Source organism: Streptomyces sp. PA03-1a, from assembly GCF_033792805.1.
Taxonomy (GTDB): Bacteria; Actinomycetota; Actinomycetes; order Streptomycetales; family Streptomycetaceae; genus Actinacidiphila.
Genome location: NZ_JARAVO010000029.1, coordinates 17,324 through 36,408, shown reverse-complemented (window position 1 = coordinate 36,408; position 19,085 = coordinate 17,324). Strand labels below are relative to the sequence as shown.

The 19,085-nt window shown below is 74.9% G+C and carries 16 protein-coding genes; 7 read left to right on the top strand and 9 right to left on the bottom strand.

All coding sequences use genetic code 11. The features are described 5' to 3' along the window. Window positions 1-82 precede the first annotated feature (82 nt). The 4 genes from PV341_RS09165 to wecB are packed head-to-tail and all read right to left on the bottom strand — an operon-like array spanning window position 83 to window position 5,778. Window positions 83-2,245 (bottom strand): glycosyltransferase family protein, encoded by a 2,163-nt coding sequence (locus PV341_RS09165; protein ID WP_500323878.1) that lies wholly within the window; start codon window positions 2,243-2,245, stop codon window positions 83-85. Beyond that, on the bottom strand, window positions 2,242-4,059 hold the full coding sequence (locus PV341_RS09160; RefSeq protein ID WP_500357316.1) for a hypothetical protein: 1,818 nt from the start codon (window positions 4,057-4,059) through the stop codon (window positions 2,242-2,244). The genes PV341_RS09165 and PV341_RS09160 overlap by 4 nt, the downstream gene beginning before the upstream one ends. Then, on the bottom strand, window positions 4,059-4,700 hold the full coding sequence (locus PV341_RS09155; RefSeq protein ID WP_500323880.1) for a class I SAM-dependent methyltransferase: 642 nt from the start codon (window positions 4,698-4,700) through the stop codon (window positions 4,059-4,061). The genes PV341_RS09160 and PV341_RS09155 overlap by 1 nt, the downstream gene beginning before the upstream one ends. After that, window positions 4,693-5,778 (bottom strand): non-hydrolyzing UDP-N-acetylglucosamine 2-epimerase, encoded by a 1,086-nt coding sequence (gene wecB, locus PV341_RS09150; RefSeq protein WP_500357315.1) that lies wholly within the window; start codon window positions 5,776-5,778, stop codon window positions 4,693-4,695. Before wecB ends, PV341_RS09155 begins: the two co-directional genes overlap by 8 nt. A gap of 62 nt (window positions 5,779-5,840) precedes the next feature. On the opposite strand from wecB, the gene PV341_RS09145 reads away from it, so the two are divergent. The 3 genes from PV341_RS09145 to PV341_RS09135 are packed head-to-tail and all read left to right on the top strand — an operon-like array spanning window position 5,841 to window position 9,700. Then, a complete protein-coding gene (locus PV341_RS09145) occupies window positions 5,841-7,271 on the top strand; it encodes a glycosyltransferase (RefSeq protein ID WP_500323882.1) in 1,431 nt (476 codons plus the stop codon). Window positions 7,272-7,289: 18 nt separating this feature from the next. Next, on the top strand, window positions 7,290-8,549 hold the full coding sequence (locus PV341_RS09140; RefSeq protein WP_500323883.1) for a nucleotide sugar dehydrogenase: 1,260 nt from the start codon (window positions 7,290-7,292) through the stop codon (window positions 8,547-8,549). Next, a complete protein-coding gene (locus PV341_RS09135; RefSeq protein WP_500357313.1) occupies window positions 8,549-9,700 on the top strand; it encodes a glycosyltransferase in 1,152 nt (383 codons plus the stop codon). Before PV341_RS09140 ends, PV341_RS09135 begins: the two co-directional genes overlap by 1 nt. A 314-nt stretch (window positions 9,701-10,014) precedes the next feature. Here the strand turns inward: PV341_RS09135 and PV341_RS09130 are convergent, their stop codons facing one another. Further along, on the bottom strand, window positions 10,015-11,046 hold the full coding sequence (locus PV341_RS09130) for a saccharopine dehydrogenase family protein (protein ID WP_500357311.1): 1,032 nt from the start codon (window positions 11,044-11,046) through the stop codon (window positions 10,015-10,017). Between the two features lie 229 nt (window positions 11,047-11,275). Between PV341_RS09130 and PV341_RS09125 the strand changes: the two genes are divergently transcribed. Further along, on the top strand, window positions 11,276-12,187 hold the full coding sequence (locus PV341_RS09125) for an alpha/beta hydrolase (protein WP_500323886.1): 912 nt from the start codon (window positions 11,276-11,278) through the stop codon (window positions 12,185-12,187). 320 nt (window positions 12,188-12,507) lie between these two features. On the opposite strand, the gene PV341_RS09120 is transcribed toward PV341_RS09125, so the two are convergent. Then, window positions 12,508-12,963: a hypothetical protein gene (locus tag PV341_RS09120; RefSeq protein ID WP_499515234.1), complete on the bottom strand. Its 456-nt coding sequence runs from the start codon at window positions 12,961-12,963 to the stop codon at window positions 12,508-12,510. Window positions 12,964-13,012: 49 nt separating this feature from the next. Between PV341_RS09120 and PV341_RS09115 the strand changes: the two genes are divergently transcribed. Then, entirely contained in the window at window positions 13,013-13,204 is a 192-nt protein-coding gene (locus PV341_RS09115) for a hypothetical protein (protein WP_500323887.1), read from the top strand. A gap of 136 nt (window positions 13,205-13,340) precedes the next feature. Here PV341_RS09115 and PV341_RS09110 read toward each other — a convergent pair whose 3' ends face one another. Genes PV341_RS09110 through PV341_RS09100 form a run of 3 tightly spaced genes read right to left on the bottom strand, consistent with a single transcriptional unit; the run spans window position 13,341 to window position 17,041 of the window. After that, a complete protein-coding gene (locus tag PV341_RS09110) occupies window positions 13,341-14,408 on the bottom strand; it encodes a maleylacetate reductase (RefSeq protein WP_500323888.1) in 1,068 nt (355 codons plus the stop codon). Further along, complete coding sequence (locus tag PV341_RS09105) at window positions 14,405-15,271, bottom strand: dioxygenase family protein (protein WP_500323889.1); 867 nt, start codon at window positions 15,269-15,271, stop codon at window positions 14,405-14,407. Before PV341_RS09105 ends, PV341_RS09110 begins: the two co-directional genes overlap by 4 nt. A 12-nt stretch (window positions 15,272-15,283) precedes the next feature. Then, entirely contained in the window at window positions 15,284-17,041 is a 1,758-nt protein-coding gene (locus tag PV341_RS09100) for an FAD-dependent oxidoreductase (protein ID WP_500323890.1), read from the bottom strand. Between the two features lie 69 nt (window positions 17,042-17,110). On the opposite strand from PV341_RS09100, the gene PV341_RS09095 reads away from it, so the two are divergent. Then, window positions 17,111-18,256: a helix-turn-helix domain-containing protein gene (locus tag PV341_RS09095; protein ID WP_500323891.1), complete on the top strand. Its 1,146-nt coding sequence runs from the start codon at window positions 17,111-17,113 to the stop codon at window positions 18,254-18,256. 60 nt (window positions 18,257-18,316) lie between these two features. Further along, window positions 18,317-19,078, top strand: a complete 762-nt coding sequence (locus PV341_RS09090) for a pirin family protein (RefSeq protein WP_499515240.1) — start codon at window positions 18,317-18,319, stop codon at window positions 19,076-19,078. Window positions 19,079-19,085 lie beyond the last annotated feature (7 nt).

Sequence of the window (19,085 nt, the reverse complement as noted above, 5' to 3'; positions counted from 1 at the left end):
GCCCCATTCCTGCTGCATCCTGCTGAAGCGCAGCCCCCACTCCAGGGTCAGCCGCCCGTAGAAGGCGAGGTCGCCGCGGGCGTCACGGCGCTGAGCCGGTGACCAGTTCCGTCCACGCCGCGCGGACGGTGTCGAGCCCGAAGGACGCGCGTAGCCAGTCGCGGGCCTGCTCGCCCGCCTCCTGCCAGCCGTCGGCCGCGAGCGCCGCGATCGCGTCCGCCATGGCCGAGGGGGAGTCGTGGATCCAGCGGCGTTCGTAGATCGCGTCGGCGCCCGGCCAGGGCAGCAGGGCGGGCACCGCGCCGGAGGCCATGCCCTCGGCGGGCGCGAGGTGGAAGCTCTCGTCGTCGCTGGTGGAGAGCACGAAGCCGACGCGCCGCAGCCAGCTCGCCACGTCGGGGCCGAAGTCGTCGAAGACCACGGCGTCCTCCAGCGGACCGGACTGCACACGGCGCAGCACGGCGTCGTAGTGCGCCCGCTCCTCGGGCTTGTTCCAGATCCACCAGTAGTCCCAGGGCATCTTGGACTTCACCGACAGCCGCCACCGCGGGTCCCTGGCCCGCAGCGCCTCGAGCACGTCCAGGCCCAGGTCGAGCCGCTTGCGCGAGGGCGCGATGCCGATCATGCCGAGGCGGTAGCGGGCGTCGGGGACCTTGGGGCGGTCCAGCTGCCGGTCGTCGACCCAGTTGGGGACGGTGACGAGCTTCTCCTGCGGCCAGCCGGTGCGTTCCCGCGTGAGCCGGTTGTAGTGCGGGCTGACGCACACGACGCGGTCGACGGCGTCGATGTCGACCTGCGCGGGGTAACCGGCGTACAGCTCGAAGCGGTGGAGGCGTACCAGCAGGCGGGAGCCGCGGCGCTTGTGGCGGCTGTACCAGACGGCCGCCGGTCCGCACCACTCCACGACCACGACGTCGGCCCAGGCGGCGAGTTCGCGGCCGGCGGCCGCGTCGTGCCGGGCCAGTGCCTCCCAGGCGTCGACCCGCACCTCGACCCCGGGCAGGGCCTGGAGGTGGTCCAGCAGACGGGTGAAGAACTTCAGGTCGTGCCCGGCGACGACGACCCGCAGCGGTCGGCCGCGTCCGGCCAGCGCGACCGGCGCCGCCGGCAGCGCCCGTTCGACCAGGCCGCGCAGCCGTTCGGCGGCCCGGTCCAGTGAGAAGTGCGCGGCGGCCTCGCGGCAGCGCCGGGCGGCCGTGCGGTAGGCCTCGGGGGAACGGGCGGCGATGGCGACCGCCTCCGCCGCGTCGTCGAGGGTGCCGCGACCGGGGACGAACAGCGGGTAGTCGGCGCCGAGCAGCGCCTCGTGCGCGGGCGTGCGGTTGAGCACGACGGGCAGCCCGAGCGTCCCGAACTCCAGCACCTTCGTGGACAGTTCCAGGCTCGCGTCCAGTTCCGGATGACGCCAGCCCAGCCCCAGGTCGCATCCCGCGGCGATCCGCATGGCCGCCTGGCGGGGGGTGCCGCCGTGGTGCACCACGCCGGTTGCGCTCCGCAGCGCACGCTCCATGGCCGCGTGGAAGCCGGGGTGCCGCGGGTCGTCGTGGACCTTGTCGCCGACGGTGTGCAGCTCGGCCCGGATCCCGCGGGTGGCCAGCGCGGCCGGCAGTTCCGTCATCTCCAGGGTGTTCCAGCGCGGTGCGAACTTGCCCGTGTACACCAGGCGGACGGGGTCGCGCGCCGCGTCGTGCCCCGGCACCGCGAAGTCCGGGACGGGCACGCTCGGCGGGTACAGCACGCACTTGCCGCACGCGGCCGGCACCCAGGCCTCGATGAAGCAGCGCAACTCCTCGGTCTGGCACAGCAGGTAGCGGGAGGCCTCGGCGATCCGGGTCAGCTCGTCGACCGCCTCGTCCGACATCTGCGCCGCCGACTGCGGGATGTCGGTGAGGTACGCCCAGATCCGGCCGTCGAAGGCGCCGTCGGCGACGACCTGCGCCACCAGCCGGCGACCGCGCAGCACCAGCAGGTCGCACGGCTCCCGTTCGTCCTGCTCGCGCAGCACCCGCGAGGCCTGGACGGGGGACAAGGCGTGCCCGGTCGGTACGACGGACACCCCCGGCAGCTGCGCCAGCGGATCGACCAGCCGTCCGGTGCGCACCGGAGCCTTCAGCACCAGCCGGGTCCCGCAGCCGGCCCGCGCCAGCGCCTGCACCGTCGACTGGGCCCACACCGCGGAACCGTCGATGAGGTTGAGGTCCACGTCCCCGTAGACCATCGCCCTGACCGTGCGCGTGCCCGTCATCGGACCTCCTCCGGGCGGATCGTGAACAGCCGTGCCGCCCCGGGGGACGGCCAGAGCGTCCTGCGCAGCAGGGCCGGGCGGAAGCCGTTGACGTGCGGAACGAAGCCCGGGGCGTCCGCGCTGAAGCCCACCGCGTCGGCCCCGGAGCACTCCTGGGCGCACATCAGGTCCAGCAGGTGGACCGCCGGCCGTTCCTCGGCGAGGTCCGACCAGTCCGCGACCCAGGGTGCGCCCGGCCCGTCCGCCGTGGCCCGTACGGTGACCCCGCCCGCGGTGAGTTCCGCGTAGGCCGCCCCGGGAACGGGCACCAGCACCTCGGCGGGGCGGAGCCGCTGCGCCAGCACCTGCGCGACCAGGCGTGACACCTCGGAGCCGTCACGCGGGTCGGCCACCACGGCCACCCGCCGGGCGTCCAGCGGGTCCGCCGCCCCGGCGATCCGGGCGAGCTCCGACAGCCGGACCCGGGTGGCCCGGGAGGTGAAGATCTCCCGCAGGTCGCCGCGGTCCACCGACGCCGGGTCCAGCCGGGCCGGCTGCACCCCGGTGTCCCCGTCGAGCACGGCGTCCCAGGGGAACGGGGCCAGCCCCGGCGCGGCGGAGGCGGGGGCGTCCCGCCACAGCACGGCGGTACGGCCGAGCGCGTGGACGGTGGCGAGGAGTTCGGCCAGCCGCCGGTCCAGGTCGGGGGCGGTGCCCGTGCCGGTGTGCGCCCACGGCCCGGCAAGGCAGGCGCTGAGCTGTACGACGAGCACGTCCGGGTCGGTGCGTTCGGCGACCTGCCGTGCGTCGTGCGGCAGCACGCGGTTGACGACGGCGTCGTGGGCGAAGTCGGCGGCGGTCGTGGCGTCCAGGACGCCGGCGATCACCAGCCGGTCGCGGGGGCTGGCCGTGAACGCCCGGTGGGCCAGGTGCAGGTGTCCGTCGGCCGCCGGACCGCCCCCGTCCGGTGCCGGGGAGGCCGCGGCCGGCGCGCCCGGCCGGGCTGCCGCGGGGCGACCGCCCTTGCCGCGGCCGCGCCACATCCCGTACAGCTCGCGCGGCAGCCGCGTCGAGCCGCGCAAGGGGGAGCGCGCGGCCGAGACCAGCGCCTGGCCGACCCGCAGCGAGGTCGAGCCCTGCAGCATGGCGACCCGGGTCTCCAGCACCCCGATCCGCTCCCTGGCGCGTCGCAGCTCGGCCGCGAGCCGGTCGCGTTCGTGCGTCACGGCCGCCGTCCGCTCGCCGTCCGTGCCGTCCTGCAGTGCCTCCAGCGCGCGACGGTCCTCCTCGTGCCGCCGCTCCAGCTCCAGCACCCGCGCCCGCCCGGCACGCGAGACGAACTCCGCCAGCACGTACTCGCCGGCCACCCGCAGCGCGGTGGTCTCCCGGCCGGGCACGGGCCGCCCGGCCGGGTCCAGGAGCGGGAGCAGCGCCTCGGTGCAGGTGAACACCGCGCCGCCGTGCAGGTGCAGGTAGTCAAGGCCGGCCGCCCGCAGCACCTGGCAGCGGTGCGCCACCAGGGCGTCGAGCAGCCGGTGGTACGGCAGTTCGGCACCGGCGTGGCCGAACACGATCAGGCCCTTGCCGCCCGGGCGCATGCGCCGCAGCGCCGCGAGGCACGCGTCCTCGTCGCCGTGCCGGGCGGGGTCGGGGCCGAAACTGAGCAGGGCCAGCCGTCCCTCGCCGACCGGGTCCTGGTCACCGGCCGGGGAGGGGCACAGCCGGACGCCGCCCGGCAGGTGCAGGTACGGTTCGAGCGGGATGCCGCCGCCGGTCGCGTCGACGACCTCGGTCACCCCGTCCAGGTGCGGGTGGAGCAGATCGAGAAGGCGCATCAGGAGGTCCTCGTGAAGACGTGGAAACCGACCCTGTTCTCCCGGAAACCGTACGGCGTGAAGCCGCCGTACCGCAGTCCGAGCGGTTCGACGGCGGCGCGGTACTCGGCGGCAGGGCGGTGCAGGATGTAGTCGCCGCGCGCCACGCGCCCGGGCGCGTCCTCGTCGGTGACGACCAGCCGGCCGGTCAGCCGGACGAGGGAGGCGAGGTTGACCAGCGCGGCCCGCCAGGCGGTGTCGTCGAGCACGTGGAAGAGCACGTCCACGGCGAGCACCACGTCGTACAGCCACGGGCTGCGCCAGGCCGACAGCTCCGCCACCGCGTAGCGGGGGCCGCCGCCGAGCGCGCGGCCGTGGTCCACCGCCGAGGGACTGGCGTCGACCGCGTCGACGAGGTGGCCGCAGCGGGCCAGGGCCCGGGCGAAGTGGCCCTTGCCGCAGCCCGCGTCGAGTACGAGCAGCGGGTCGTTGGCCCGTTCGAAGTCGCCGGTGATGCGCAGTACCTCCGCGAAGCGCAGCGCGTAGAAGATCTCGTTGCCCGGCCGGTCGAGGCCGATGTGGCCGCCGGAGGCGAGGTCGTCGTGCTCGCGGTGGCGGCTGTCCCAGTACGCGAGGGGGTCGTCCAGGCGCGGCTCAGACATGGTGGTCCAGCCACTCGGTGATGACGCGGGCGATGCGGGGCCCCGAACGCCCGTCCCACAACGGGGGGCCTTCGGGGGCTCGGGCTTCGCCGTCCAGCGCCTTGAGCAGGGCCGGGACCAGCCCGTCGGGGGCCACGAGGCGGTTGGTGCCGTGGGTGACCGTCACGGGCCGCTCGGTGTTGGGCCGCAGCGTCAGGCAGGGCACGCCCAGGACGGTGGTCTCCTCCTGCACCCCGCCCGAGTCGGTGACCACCGCGGCGGCGCCCCGCAGCAGCCCCATGAACTCCAGGTAGCCGAGCGGCTCCAGGATCCGGATGCCGGGCGTGTCGCCGAGCCCCGCCGCCTCCAGCGCGGCCCGCCCGCGCGGGTGCAGCGGGACCGCCAGCTCCAGGTGCTCCGCCGCCCCGCGCAACGCCGCCACGGCGGCGGCCGCGGCGGCCGGGTCGTCGACGTTGGCGGGACGGTGCAGCGTCACGACGCCGTAGCGGCCGGGCAGCCCGTGGGCGGCGCGGGCGGCCTCCGGGTCGAAGCGCGGCAGGTGGGCCATCAGGGTGTCGATCATCGGGTTGCCGACGAAGTGCACCCGGGCGGTGTCCACGCCCTCGTCCCCCAGATGGCCCACCGCCTCCGGGCTGGTGACGAAGAGCAGGTCGGCGAGCTGGTCGGTCAGCCGCCGGTTGACCTCCTCCGGCATCGTCATGTCGAAGCTGCGCAGGCCCGCCTCGACGTGCGCCACGGGCAGCCCCAGCTTGGCGGCGACCAGGGCGGCGGCGAGCGTGGAGTTGACGTCCCCGTAGACCGTGACCAGGGCGGGCGCCCGGGCCGACAGCTCGTCCTCCAGGGCGGTCAGCAGGGCGGCGGTCTGCCGGGCGTGGCTGCCGGAGCCGACGCCGAGGTCCACGTCCGGCTCGGGCAGGCCGAGCTCCCGGAAGAAGACGTGCGACAGGCGTTCGTCGTAGTGCTGTCCGGTGTGCACCACCGACTGCGGCTGCCCGGCCTCGCGCAGCGCGGCGACGACCGGGGCGGCCTTGACGAAGTTGGGCCGGGCACCGACCACGTGGACTACCGAGCCGAGCACGGTGCCTCCCGTTCACTTGCCGTGCTTAGGGTGGGATTGTGCGTCGTCGTACTCTTCGTGCCTTGATTCTCGCCGCCTCCGTGGCGGTCCGTCATCTGCGGGACGACCCGGTGCGTGCGGCGTCCCTGGCCCTGCGGGTCGCCCCGGGGCCGGCCCGGCGACCCGCCCGGTGGGCGCTGGCCCGGCTGCCCGAGCGCGATCCGCACCGCGTGCGCGGCGGCGCCACCGCCTATGGGCCGCGGGGTGTGCCCGCCCCGGCCGGTGCGCCGGGGACGGCGGTGCCGGGGCGGGTGCTGCACCTGGTCACCAACTCCCTGCCGTACCGCAACGCCGGCTACACCGTCAGGACGCACGCCATCGCGCGCGCCCAGCGGGAGGCGGGCCTGGACCCGCAGGTCGTCACACGGCTGGGCTTCCCCGTGGCGCAGGGCGTCTGGGACGGACGGCCGGCGCAGGTCGTGGACGGGGTGCCGTACCACCGCCTGCTGCCGGTGCGGATGCCGGGGACGCCCGCGGCCGCCCTCGCCCGCAACGCCGAGCTCGCCGCCCGGCTCGTCGAACGGCTCCGCCCCGCGGTCCTGCACGCGGCCACCGATCACCCGAACGGCCGAGTGGCGCTCGCACTGCGCGAATCGTTCGGCCTGCCGGTCGTCTACGAGGTGCGCGGCTTCCTGGAGGAGACCTGGCTGACGCAGGGACCCGGGCGTGACCGTGACAGCGCGTCGTACCGGGAGCGGCGCGCCCTGGAGACGCACTGCATGAAGGCCGCCGACCTGGTGCTCACCCTCGGCGAGGCGATGAAGGCGGAGATCGTCTCCCGGGGGGTCCCCGAGGAACGGGTGCGGGTCGTGCCCAACGCCGTGGACGACGTCTTCCTCCAGCCGCTGCCCGACCCCGGTGACCTGCGCACCCGTCTCGGCATCGGCCCGGACGAGCTGGTCGTCGGCACGGTCTCCACGCTCACCCCCCACGAGGGCATCGGCACCCTGCTGCGCGCCGGGGCCGTGCTGCGCCGCCGGGGTGTGCCGCTGCGCCTGCTGATCGTGGGAGACGGCCCGCAGCGGCCCGCGCTGGAGCGGCAGGCGGCGGGGCTCGGCCTCGGCGGGAGCGCCCTGTTCACGGGCCGTGTGCCGTACGCCGAGGTGCGGGCCCACCATGCCGTGCTGGACGTCTTCGCGGTGCCCCGGACGGGAGAGCGGGTGTGCCATCTCGTGACCCCTCTCAAGCCGGTGGAGGCGATGGCGAGCGGTCTTCCCCTTGCAGCAAGTGATGTCACGGCGATGGGGGAGCTGGTCGAAGACCAGGTGAACGGACGGCTAATTCCGTCAGGAGACGTAAATGCCTGGGCAGATACGCTCGAAATATTGCTCTATAGTCCAAATCAACGGCGGATGATGGGCGACGCCGCCCGCGCACGAGTGGCCCGCGACCGTACGTGGGCCCACATCGCGGGGCGGACGCGCGACGCCTACCGCGGTCTGGGGGCCGTATAGCGCTCTGGATGGTGCGGCATGACGGTGGATCTCGCAGTCGTAGGCCTCGGGTACGTCGGGCTGCCCCTCGCCAGGGAAGCCGCGGCGGTGGGACTGAGCGTCGTGGGACACGACCTGGACCCCGCGGTCGTGGACGCCCTCAACTCCGGCCGCTCGCACGTGGACGACGTCCGCGACGACGACCTGCGGCGCATGCTGGCCTCCGGGTTCACCGCGACCACCGGCCAGGAGTGCCTGGGGGAGGCCCAGGCCATCGTCATCTGCGTCCCCACCCCGCTGTCCGAGGACGGCGGACCAGACCTGACCGCGGTCACCGGGGCCGCCGAGGCGGTCGCCGCGCGGCTGCGCCCCGGCGTCCTGGTCGTGCTGGAGTCGACGACCTACCCCGGCACGACCGACGAGGTCGTCCGGCCCCTCCTCGAGGCGGGCTCGGGGCTGCGCGCCGGGGCGGACTTCGCCCTCGCCTTCTCGCCCGAGCGGATCGACCCGGGCAACCGGACCCACGGCTTCCGCGACACCCCGAAGATCGTCGGCGGGCACACCCCCGGGTGCGCGGCGCGCGCCGTCGCGTTCTACGGCAAGCTCGTCGACACCGTCGTGCGGGCCAAGGGCACCCGCGAGGCCGAGATGGCCAAGCTGCTGGAGAACACCTACCGCCACGTCAACATCGCGCTCGTCAACGAGCTGGCCATACTCTGCCGCGAACTGGGCGTCGACATCTGGAACGTCATCGACTGCGCCGCCACCAAGCCCTTCGGCTTCCAGGCCTTCCGGCCCGGCGCGGGCGTGGGCGGCCACTGCATCCCGATCGACCCCAACTACCTTTCGTACAAGGTCCGTACGCTCGGCTACGAGTTCCGCTTCGTCGAACTCGCCCGGGAGATCAACCACCGGATGCCGGAGTACGTGGTGCGCCGGGCGCAGGACCTGCTCAACACGGCCGGGAAGGCGCTGCACGGCTCACGGGTGCTGCTGCTCGGCGTCACCTACAAGCCCGACATCGCCGACCGGCGCGAGAGCCCCGCCGTCCCCGTGGCGCGGCTGCTGCGCCGGCTCGGCACGGGGATCTCCTTCCACGACCCGTTCGTGGAGGCCTGGGAGGTCGACGGCGAGCCCGTCCCCCGGGCCGGCGACCTGGCCGCCGCTCTGCGCGATCACGACCTGACGGTCCTCCTGCAGGACCACAGCGCCTACGACCTGCAGGTGGTGGCGGACCGGGCCCGCCTGCTGTTCGACACGCGCGGACGGATCTTCCGGCCGGACGTCGAGGTGCTGTGATGCACGTACTGGTCGTCACCGTCGTGCACCACCCCGAGGACGCGCGCATCCTGCACCGTCAGATAGCCGCCCTCATAACCCACGGTCACACCGTCACCTACGCCGCGCCCTTCACCGCGCGGGCGACCCCGCCCCGCCCCGGGGTCGAGGGCGTCGACCTGCCCCGGGCCACCGGACGGGACCGGCGTGCGGCCGTCCGTGCGGCCCGGCGCCTGCTGGTGCGGCGCGGGCCCACCGTCGACGCCGTCCTGCTCCACGACCCCGAACTGCTGCTCGCCCTGCCGCGGGCGCTGCGGCACTGGCACCGCACCGGCGCCCGGCGGCCGGCCGTGGTGTGGGACGTGCACGAGGACACCGCGGCCGCCCTCACCATGAAGGGCTGGGTTCCGCGGCCACTGCGCCCGCCGCTGCGCCTCGTGGTCCGCGCGGCCGAACTCGCCGCCGAGCGGCATCTGCACCTGCTGCTCGCCGAGGACGCCTACCAGCGGCGCTTCCGCCGCGCGCACCCCGTGGTGCCCAACCTGGTCACCGTCCCCACGGACCCCCCGCCGGCGCCGGGCGACGACCGCGTGGTCTACCTCGGGCAGCTGTCCCGGGCCCGCGGCGCCGAGGAACTGGTCGCCATGGCACGGCTGCTGGCCCCGGACGTCCATGTCGAGCTCATCGGCGCCGCCGACGGGGACGTCCGCGGACTGCTCGCGGCGGCCGACCGCGACGGCGCGCTGCGCTGGCACGGTTTCCTGCCCAACGACGCGGCCCTGGGCCGGCTGCGCGGCGCCCTCGCCGGGGTGTCGCTGCTGCGCGACGAGGCGAACTACCGCCACTCGCGGCCCACCAAGGTCGTCGAGTACATGGCCTACGGCATCCCCGTCGTGAGCACCCCCAACCCCCTCGCCGCCGAGCTGGTCCGCGGGCACGACTGCGGCCTCCTCGTCCCCTTCGAGGACCCCGCGGCCGCCGCGGACGCGGTCCGACGGCTGCGCGACGACCCGGAACTGCGCCGCGCGATGGGCGCCCGCGGCCACGCCGCCGCCCGTGGCGGGCTGCACTGGCCCGACTGCGCGGCGCAGTTCGTCACGAGCCTGGAGGGCTGGGCGGTGGCGGCGGCCACCGCCGCCACGGCGCGCGCCTCGACGGCGCGTCCGTCGTAGCGGGAGCCACGGCCGGCCCGGGGGTCCGGTCGCGGACCGGTGCCGCGGTTTCGGCGGCAGGGTCGGGGGCCGCGGTTGCGACTCACCGCAGGGCTGTCGGAGGCCAACGTCGTCCGGACCTTGCTGCGGCGCGGGTGCGTGCGCCCGGTCGCGGGAGTGGGCGCGTGGTGGCGCCCTTCTGCCGTAGCCCTTCAGGGACCGGCCGACCGCGGCGCGGGTCGGCCTTGGCGACCGCGTCCCGCGGCGGCGGATCCGTCGTAGCGGGAGCCTCGGCCGGCGCGCGCCTCGGCCGCGTCCGTCGTAGCCGCGGGGGATCAGCTGACGTGGGGTCCGTCCCGGCGTACTCCGTCCAGTTCCAGGACGAAGTCGGCGCCGAGGGCCGAGGAGGGGGTCTGGGTGCCGTGCGGGAGCCGCGGCAGCCGGGTCACGATCCGCAGCACCGAATCGACGGTCAGCGCGTAGCCGTTGGGGGCCGACAGCGCCGCCTGGGCCTCACCGCCGTGCGCGTCGCGGGCGCGGGCCCACACCTGGGAACGGGTGCGCGCCCGCGCGCGCTCGCCGGGGCCCGTCAGGAGACGGTCGACCCCCGCGCGGGCCAGTCGCCGTACCGGGCCGACCCCGAGCACGCGTACCACCAGCGGGGCGCCCGGCAGCCAGGTGTACGTCGAGATGTTGGGGATGCCGGTCGAGTGGTAGGCCGTGCTGACGTCGCCCCAGGCGATGCCGGCGACCTGGCGCCGGCCGCTGCGGAAGGACGCCGTCAGCCGGGGGTGCCCGAGCGGGACGTCGCGGATCACCCCGTCGACGCGGGCACGGCCGCCGGCGCCCTTGTCGAGCGCCTCGAGCGCGGAGCGTGCCGTGCCGGGGCTCGCGCCCCCGCCGGCCACGAAGGCGATGTCCAGGTGGGTGGCGGTGGGCAGCGCGGCGGCGACGGTGGCGGCGAGGCAGTCGGTGGGGACGACGTCGAACCCCGCCCCGGGCAGCAGGACCACGCCCGCCGCGCGGGCCCGGGCGCTCATCGCGTGCAGCGCCTCGAGCACGTCGATCTCGCCGGTGATGTCGAGGTAGTGCGTGCCGGTGTCCAGGCACGCCTCGGCCATCGGCAGCGCCGTCGCGGAGAAGGGCCCCGCGCAGTGGGCCACGGCGTCCACGTCCGCGAGCGCCGCGCGCAACGCCGCCGCGTCGCCGAGGCCGACCACCCGGTGGTCCAGGCCCAGTTCGGCCGCGAGCGGGGCCAGCGCGGCGGCCGACCGGCCCGCGAGCACGGGGCGTTCCCCGCGGGCCACGGCCTCCCGTGCGACGAGGCGGCCGGTGTAGCCGGTGGCTCCGTACAGCAACCAGGTCATGCGTGAGTGCTCCCTCGTCGGTTCCGGCCCCCGCGGCGGGGCCCCCGGCACCGAACCTACCGGTCGGTCATCGCACTTCGCCCCCGGTGCGTCGCGGGCTTGCGGCGCGCCGAGGGGAACCGCGGCGGCGGTTGAACCACTCCCGGCCGCCGTCCGTTACCCCGGGTAAAGGGAGTGCGCCCGGTCCGTGCGCGCCCCGTCGCGCACCTGTCCTGTGAGGAGCCACCCCATGACCCCCAGCACCGCACGCGCGCCCGGAGGGACCGCCGCCGAGGTGCCCTCCGCGACCCGCGTCGACGCACGCACCTGGGACCTGACGGTCGCCTCGGCAGCGCTCGGCCGCCCGGCGGCGGTGCGGATCGTCCTGCCCACGGACTTCGCGCGTGCGCCCGGGCGCACCTGGCCGGTGCTGTACCTGCTGCACGGGCCGCACGAGGACCACACCGCCTGGAGCCGGCAGGCGGGCGTCGAGCGGCTCACCGAGGGCGGCGGCCTCATCCTCGCCATGCCGGACTGCGGCCCCGCGGGCCTGTCCAGCCACTGGCTCGACGGCTCCGACTACGAGACCTTCCAGCTGGGCGAAGTCGACGCGCTGCTGCGCCGCGACTACCGGGCCTCCGGCGTACGGGCCGTGGCGGGCGTCTCGACCGGCGGCCACGGCGCCATGGCCCACGCCGCCCGCCACCCGGGGGCGTTCCGCGCCGCCGCCTCCTTCAGCGGTGTCCTGGACACCACCTTCGCCGGGGTGCCCACCGCCCTCGACGCCCTCCTGCTCCGCGAGAGCCTCTGCCCCGGCTCCCTGTGGGGCGACCCCGTGGACCGGTGGGACACCTGGCGGTCCTTCAACCCGACGGCGCGCGCGGGAGGGCTGCGCGGCACCGCGCTGTACGTGTCCTGCGGAAGCGGTGCCGCCGCCCCGGCCGCGGGCGGTGGCACCGAGCTGCTGCCGGAGGTGCTGGAGAGCACCCTGTGGCCCGCCACGCACGTCTTCGCCACCGCGCTGGAACTCCGTGACATCCCGGTGACGACGCACTACTACGAGGGCGGCCGACACGAATGGGCATACTGGCGACAGGAGTTCGCGATGGCGTGGCCGCTGCTCGCCCACGCGCTCGGGCTGCCGGGACCTGCCGTCGCGTGACGATGAGACGATGAGCGGGTCAGAGGGTGAGTGGAAGGCCCCTAACGAGGGGGGCGCGCTCACTCGTTCCAGTGGCACTGCCCGCTCCGGACGTACCACCGGCGCACGAGCGGCGTTGCAAGGGGACATGGACAGCAGCACATCCTCGACCCGTGGATGCCTTCTCCAGGGCCACCCGGACCACCACCGGACCTTCGCCGAACTCACCGGCGCCTATTGGATGGACCCGCCCATCTACACGGAACTCCTCGCCGACTGGCGGGCCCACGGGCGCGCCGTCCCCGGCTATGCGGGGCCGGACGTACCGCGCGCGGCCTCCTTCAGCGGCGGCAGTCTGCCGCAACTGCTGCCTGGAACAGGGCCAGTTCCACCACGGTAGGGGTGTGGAGGGTGCCCGTTCCGTCGGGGGGTACCAGCCACCGCAGGGCCCCCGCGGCCCGGTACGGGGGCGGGACGGCGATCCAGGCGCCCCTGCCGGCGTAGCGGATTCCGGTGCCCACCCATCTGCTGACGGGGTCCGGCGGGAGGAAGAAGCCGACCCGGCGGGAGGCCGTGTCGGCGAGGGTGGGCCCGGGTTCCGTGCGGGGGAGGCGCAGCAGGGCGTCGAGGGCCAGCAGGCCGAGGTCCTCGGGCACGCTGAGCACGTCCCAGAAACGCCCGGCGGGCAGCAGGACGGTCCCGCTCTCGCCGTGCTCCCATTCCCGCTTGCACGCCCGCGGATCCGCCGCGGCGGCGGCCAGCCACTCCATTGCCTGTTTCGGTGCCGCATTTCTCATACGCTCAACCTTGGTAGATATTTCTAACCGGCGGAAGGGGTGGCGGGGGATGGCGTTTTGGAGCGCGAAACGCCTGTTTTCCGTACGCCTGTGCGGCGTTGTGGAGCGGGCCCGCCGTGCCCTGCACGGCGGGCCGCGGGACGGTGCCGCACTGGAACGGCTGGTGAGGACGGCGGAGCGGCTGGACTACGGCGGCGGGCCGCCCGCGGCGCCGGACCGGGAGGCCCGGCGCCGGGGCTGAGGGAATCCCGCGCGCCGGCGGAACACGGGTTCCGCCGGGAATTCCGGGACCGTTGCCGGGGAATGCGCTCGGCCGCACGGTCGAAAAGCGCAAAGGTGTTCGCGTGTGTACGGGGAATGCCCGGGCCGGAATCCGGTCAGCCCGTCGGCGGCGCCCCCTCGTACGCCGCCGTCAGCAGCGCGCGCAGCTCTTCCGCGTCCGCCGGGCGCGGGTTGGCGTACGAGGCCGCGCCCACCAGCTCCACGACGCGGCCGATGCCGTCGGCCGGCAGACCGACCTCGGCCAGCGAGCGCGGCGCGCCGAGCCGCCCGCCCAGCTCCCACAGTGCGCGCGCCGCGTCCCCGGTGCCCAGCGCCCGGCGCAGCGCGGCCGTCGCGGCCGGGGCGGCCGGGGCGTTGAAGGCGAGGACGTACGGCAGCAGCACCGTGTGCGTCGCGGAGTGCGGCAGGTCGAAGGCGCCGCCGAGCACATGGGCCAGCTTGTGGTGGAGGCCCATCGTGGTGGCCCCGAGGCACGCCCCGCACAGCCATGCCCCGTACAGGGCGTGTCCGCGCGCGTCGAGGCCGCCCGGGTCGGCGACGACACGGGGCAGCGCGTCCGCCAGGGCGCGCACCCCCTCCTCGGCCATCAGCGACACGATCGGGGTGGCGTCGGGGGCGTACAGCGCCTCGACGGCGTGGGCGAGGGCGTTGACGCCGCTGGTGCCGGACAGCGCCGGCGGCATCGACAGGGTGAGCTCCGGGTCGTAGACGACGCTGCGCGGCAGGACACGGCGGTCGCGGCCGGTGCGCTTGACGCCGTCCTCCGTCAGGCCCCAGACCGGGGTCATCTCGGAGCCCGAGTACGTCGTCGGAACGGCCAGCAGCGGCAGCCCGGTGCGCAGCGCCACCGCCTTGCCCAGGCCGACCGCGGAACCGCCGCCGACCGCGACCAGCCCGTCGGCGTCCAGTTCCTGCGCCACCGCGACGGCCTCGTCGGCCACCTTCACCGGCACGTGCATCACCGCGCCCGGGTGGACGCCCACGCAGACCGCCCCGAGCGACGCGGCGACGGAGCGCGCGGTGTCCTCACCGTGCCGGCCGGACAGCACCAGCACGCGGCGCAGGCCGAGCCGGCCGGTCTCCTCCGCCACGGCCGTGGTGGCGGCCCCGGCGCGGAAGACGACCCGCATCGGCAGCGCCTCGTGGACGAACTCCAGGCTCATGACCGCTGCAGCACGATGTCGAAGGTCGCCAGCCGGAAGGGGTTGGGAACCCCGTACCCGGCCGCCCGCTCCGGGTCGTCCACCTCGGCGAACTCCTGGACCAGGCTCTTCTTCACCGCGAAGACCGCGTCCGAGTCCAGGTACGGGCTGTCCTGGACGAACACGTGCGTGGTGACCGGCTGGTGGCCGGCGGCGGCCGCGATGAAGTGGATGTGCGCGGGCCGGTACGCATGGCGCTCCGTGGCGTCCAGCAGGTCGCCCACCGGGCCGTCGGTCGGGATCGGGTAGTGCGCGGGCACGACGGTGCGGAACCGGAAGCGGCCCTCCCCGTCGGCCTCGAACAGCCCGCGCCCGTTGCCCTGGGGCTGCTCGCCCGGCTGCTGGACGTCGTAGAAGCCGTGCTCGTCGGCCTGCCAGACGTCCACCGTGGCGCCCGGCAGCGGTGTGCCGTCCACGGAGACCACGCGCCCGGTGACCACGCAGGGCTCACCCGAGCCGATCATGTCGATCGCGTCGCCGAACTCCCGCGCGGGGGAGCCGACCATGTGGAACGGGCCCAGCACGGTGGAGTCGGTGGCCCCCTCCCCGGCCGACTTCCGCTGGTTGATCGTCTCGACCAGCATCGACACCCCGAGCACGTCGGACAGGAGGATGAACTCCTGCCGTGTGTCGGTGCACGCCTGGCCGGTGCGGGTGAGGAAGCCGATCGCCCCTTCCCACTCCTCCATCGTCGGCTCGACGTCCCGGACGAAGTCGTGGAGGTGCCGGGTCAGACTGCCCAGGATCTCCCGCAGCCGAGGGTCGGGCGTCCGCGCGAAGCTCTCCACGACGGCCGGCGTCGCGCTCTGTTCGGTGAAGTCCATGCTCTCTCCTCGTCAGTCCCGTCCCAGGATGCGCCGCAGCGCGGAGCCGAGCACGGCCCGCGCCTCGGCGTCGTCGGCGGCCCCGTCGGCGCGCCGGAAGGCCACGTACAGGTCCGGCCGGACGAGCAGCGCGCCCGTGTCGCCGATGCCGCGCACGCGCGCCCAGTCGCCGTACGGGTCCTCGTACTCCCGGCCGGGGCCGATCACCGCGGTCGCGATGTCCAGCCCCAGCTCGGCGCCCGCAGCGCGGGCCGCCGACACCCAGGCCTCGCCGCCGATGCCGGTCAGCAGCGCGAACCGGCCCCCGCCGCCGAGGTCGAGGGTGGACAGCGTGCGGGTGCCCGCCGTCAGCCATGCGTGCGGCAGCTTGGCGCCGGGGCGGCTGCTCGGCTGGTGGTACAGCTCGGGATCGCGGTCGAAGCCCGGGTCGGCGGTGCCGTCCGGGACGACCGCGGCCGAGGCGTAGCGCTGGTTGAGCTCCACGCCGTGCGCGTTGAACTCGTACCGCTTGAAGTCGATCGCCTCGCGCAGCCGTGCGCGCCGCTTCTCGCCGGCCGGGGTCGCGTCCTTGCGGGACTCCATGTTGGCGATCAGTTGCCCGGGGCTCTGCGGGGTGAGCAGGTCCAGCGCGTCGAAGACCGGGGCGGTCTCGCCGATCGACTTGTTGGCGCGGGTGACGATCTGCTTGCCGACGGGCGCCCGCTCGGCGGTGTAGGTGTCCAGCAGCGAGGGCGCGGCGGTGCCGTCCAGGACCAGCTTCAGCTTCCAGGCCAGGTTGTACGCGTCCTGGATGGAGGTGTTGGAGCCGAGGCCGTTGGACGGCGGGTGCCGGTGGGTGGCGTCGCCGGCGCAGAAGACCCGGCCGTGGGAGTACGTCTCGGCGTACATCTCGTTGACCGTCCACGCCGAGGAGGAGCGGATGGTCACCGGGACGTCGTCGTCGCCGATCAGCTGCCGGACCACCGACAGGGCGTACTCCTCGGTGAGGTCCGGGGGCGCGCCCTCGACGTCGTAGCCCCACACGATCAGCCACTCGTTCCACGGCCGCACGCAGCGCACCAGGCCCGCGCCGATGCCGCCCACGGTCGCGCCGGGGGTGAGCACCCAGTACAGGGTGCTGGGGCGGTGGGCGACGTACCGGGACAGGTCGGCCTCGAAGACGATGTTGACGCTACCCGCCACGCCCATCTTGCCGCCCATGGGCAGCCCCGCGTCCTCGGCGACCTTGCTGCGTCCGCCGTCGGCGCCGATGAGGTACTTGGCGCGGATGGCGTACTCGTCGCCGCGCAGCCGGTCCTCCACCACGGCCGTCACGCCGTCGGCGTCCTGCTCGAAGGACGTGTAGACGGTGCCGTAGCGCAGCCGGGTGCCGCGCGCCACGGCCGCCTCGACCAGCACCGGCTCCATCCAGTTCTGCGGCATGTCGCACATGCGGCTCGGGCTGGCCAGGTCGTGCGCGGCCTGCACCAGCGGGTCGTTGCCCCAGGAGCGCAGCCGCCCCAGCTCCTCGCCCGCGAGGCTGGTGCAGAAGACGGTGTTCCCCATCAGGTGCTGGGGAGTGGCCTTGGCGACGACCTCCTGCTCGACGCCGAGGTCGCGCAGCACCTCCATGGTGCGCTGGTTGGTGATGTGGGCCCGAGGGGTGTCGGCCAGCCTGTCGTAGCGTGTGACGACGATGTTCGGCACCCCGTACGTGCTCAGCGCGAGCGCGGCGCTCGCGCCGGCCGGCCCACTGCCCACGATCAGCACGTCGGTCTCGACGGTCTCCATCAACGCGGCTCCTTGACGGATAATTGAAATGGCAACGAACCGATCGTGGATCAGAGGGAGACCGCCGGCGTGTCTCAATCCGATACATCCCCCGAAGAGCTGCTGCTCGGCGCCTACCTGCGCGAGCGGCCGAACGGCCGGGCGGTCGTCGCGGCCGACGGCAGGACGCGGATCGTGAGCGCCGAGGCCGCGCGGCGGCTGTCCGACGAGTCGCTGGCGCTGCTGGAGCGCCGGGCCGGCGGCATGGTCCGCGACGGCCGGACCGAGGGGTACGAGCTGCCCCTGCCGGACGGCGGCTGGCGGGCCCGGCTCAGCCCCGTCCTGGACTCCGGCGAGGTCATCGGTGCCGTCGCCGTCCTGTCCGCGGCGGCGGAGGGCTCCGGCGGGCCGCCGGCGGTCCCCGAGCCGAGGCTGCCCGGGCTCGTGGGCGCGTCGCTGTCCTGGCGCGCGGCGGTGGCCCGCGCGGTGCGGCTCGGGGGCGAGCAGGGGCCGCTGCTGGTGACGGGAGAGCCCGGCACCGGCAAGACGACGCTGGCCCGGGCCGTCCGGGCCGGCGACGTGGAGCTGGACGCGGCGCTGGTGAGCGGTGCGGCGGCCCGTGACTGGGTGCGGCGGCTGGCCGTGCGCCCCGTGCCGGGCCGGGTGCTCGTGCGCCACGTCGAGGCGCTGGACGGCGGTGCCGCGGCCGCGCTGGTGGCGCTCCTCGAACAGCGCCCCGTCCTGCGGCTGACCGCCACCCACACCCCCGGGGACCGTACGGACCCGTGCCTGGACCGCCTGCTGGGCCGGCTGGCGGCGCGCTCGCTGTCCGTACCGCCGCTGCGCGAGCGCCCCGAGGACCTCCCGGTGCTGCTCGCCGCCCTCAGCCCGCGACCGGCTCCCGGCCACCCGCCGCTGACCTGGACCGTCGAGGCCCGGCGCACCCTGGAGCGGCACACCTGGCCGGGCAACGTCGCCGAGCTGGCGACGGTCGTCAGGACCCTCGCGGACGAGCGCCGGCTGAGCGGTCCGGTGCGCCCGGAGGAGTTGCCGGACGCCGTGCGCGGCGGGGCCGGCGGCCGCCGTCTGGGCAGCCTGGAGCGGGCCGAACGGGACGCGATCCTGGAGGCGCTGCGCACCCACGGCGGCAACAAGGCGCGGGCGGCGAAGGCGCTGGGCATCGCGCGGGCCACGGTCTACCGCAAGCTGCGGAGCTACGGCATCCAAGGAATATAGTTCGAGATTCAACATGTTAGGTTGGGCGACAGAGACACACCCCGCAGAAGGAGATCCCCGATGGCCACCCAGCTGGATGTCCGCCGCGCCGGCCAGCGGTTCCACACCCGCGCCGGCTGGCTCGACTCGCACCACTGCTTCTCCTTCAGCCACCACTACGACCCGAAGAACACCCACTTCGGTCTGCTGCTGGTCTCCAACGACGACGTCGTCGCCCCCGGCACCGGCTTCGACACGCACCCGCACCGGGACATGGAGATCGTCACCTGGGTGCTCGACGGCGGCCTGGTCCACCAGGACTCCGAGGGCCACAACGGCGTCATCTACCCGGGCCTCGCCCAGCGGATGAGCGCGGGCACCGGCATCCTGCACAGCGAGAAGAACGACAGCTGGAAGCTGACCGGCGCGCCCGAGCACAAGGACCCCGTGCACTTCGTGCAGATGTGGGTCTTCCCCGACGAGCAGGGCATCAAGCCTGGCTACGAGCAGCTCGACATCAACGACGAACTCGCCCGCGGCGGCTGGGTCACCGTCGCCTCCGGAATGGACCGCGACCGCGACGAGCGGGCCATCTCCATCGCCCAGAAACACGCCGCGCTGCAGGCCGCGCGCATGGCGCCGCAGCAGACCCTGGCCCTGCCCACCGCCCCCCTGGTGCACCTGTACGTCGCCAAGGGCGAGGTCGCCGTCGAAGGCGCGGGCCTGCTCGCCAAGGGCGACGCCGTGCGCGTCACCGGGGCCGAGGGCCAGCGGCTCACCGCCGGCGCCGAGGGTGCCGAGGTGCTGGTCTGGGAGATGGACGCCGCCGTCAGCTTCGGGTGATCACGTG